This is a genomic window from Rhizobium sp. BR 317 (assembly GCF_047445835.1).
GTDB lineage: Bacteria > Pseudomonadota > Alphaproteobacteria > Rhizobiales > Rhizobiaceae > Rhizobium > Rhizobium paranaense.
This window is the reverse complement of the sequence record NZ_JARWLB010000146.1, coordinates 1-1,151: the sequence shown is the minus strand read 5'-3', so window position 1 is coordinate 1,151 and position 1,151 is coordinate 1. Positions and strand designations below refer to the sequence as shown.

Below are 1,151 nucleotides of genomic sequence, written 5' to 3'. Positions count from 1 at the left end.
GGCGAGCAAATCCAGAACCAGCTCACCCAGATCAGCCAGCTCGCGCAACAGATCGAAACGCAGCTCAACATCTACCAGAACCTGCTGCAGAACACGGCGACCCTTCCGTCGCATATGTGGGGGCAGGTMGAAAGCGATCTCAATCAGTTGCGCAGCATCGTCKACCAGGGCCAGAGCATTTCGTTTTCGATGGGCAATGCAGACKACGTGCTGCAGMGGCGCTTCCAGAGCTATTCAAGCCTCCGGACCAACCTCCCGAACGCCGAGAGCTTCTCCTCGAGCTACCAGACGTGGTCGGATACCAATCGGGACACGATCGCCAGCACACTGAAGGCCGCGAGCCTGACGGCCGACCAGTTCGACAGCGAGGAAGGCACGATGTCCTCGCTTCGGTMKATGTCCGAGACGGCCGATGGGCAGATGAAGGCCCTGCAGGTMGGRCACGAGATCGCGGCGCAACAGGTGGCGCAGATGCAGAAACTTCGCGGTCTCGTCTCTCAGCAGATGACCATGATGGGTACTTGGCTTCAGACCGAGCAKACCGACAAGGACCTCGCGCAGGCCCGGCGAGAAAAGTTCTTCAATGCCGAAGTCAAGACCATCCCGGCAGGTCAGAAGATGGAGCCCCGCTGGTGAACCGCGCCGTCGTCATCGCCCTCCTTGTGGTTGTTGCCGCTGTTTCATCTGCGGCGACGGTGCTGATCGTCAAATCCAGAGACACCACGAAGCCCCCGCTCACTGAAGAACGACGCGCCGTCAGGGAGAAATTCTTCGGCTCGAACAAAGAACTGCCGCGGATCAAGGATGGCCAGGAGATGCGTCMAAGATGGTGAGATCTAATCTTGAACGGTCACTCCTGATCGCAGGCTTCCTTTGCCTCGTCTTTGCAGCGCCAGCCTTCGCCCAACAKGGACAAGTCCTGACCGAACTGGAAAATCAGGTMTCGACCGCCGCGAAGGGGTGGGAAACCACCATCATGGATGCTGCAAAATCTCTTTTCTGGATCCTGGCGACCATTGAGGTGGGCATTGCCGCCGTCTGGCTGGCGCTTCAGGCTGCATCGCTCGATAGCTGGTTCGCGGAGCTTGTTCGGCGGATCATGTTCATTGGCTTCTTCGCCTTCGTTCTCACTCAAGGGCCGACCTTTGCGC

Annotated in this window: 2 protein-coding genes and 1 pseudogene; all 3 read left to right on the top strand. The window is 58.8% G+C overall.

The window, feature by feature from the left end; all coding sequences use genetic code 11:
- Nucleotides 1–636, top strand: a 636-nt coding sequence (trbJ, locus tag QD357_RS32410; RefSeq protein WP_414126098.1) for a P-type conjugative transfer protein TrbJ, incomplete at its 5' end; no start/stop codon positions are given.
- Nucleotides 633–833 (top strand): entry exclusion protein TrbK, encoded by a 201-nt coding sequence (trbK, locus tag QD357_RS32405; RefSeq protein WP_414126096.1) that lies wholly within the window; start codon nucleotides 633–635, stop codon nucleotides 831–833. The genes trbJ and trbK, both read left to right, overlap by 4 nt.
- Nucleotides 827–1,151, top strand: a pseudogene (locus QD357_RS32400) (conjugal transfer protein TrbL); the annotation flags it as partial. The gene trbK and the pseudogene QD357_RS32400, both read left to right, overlap by 7 nt.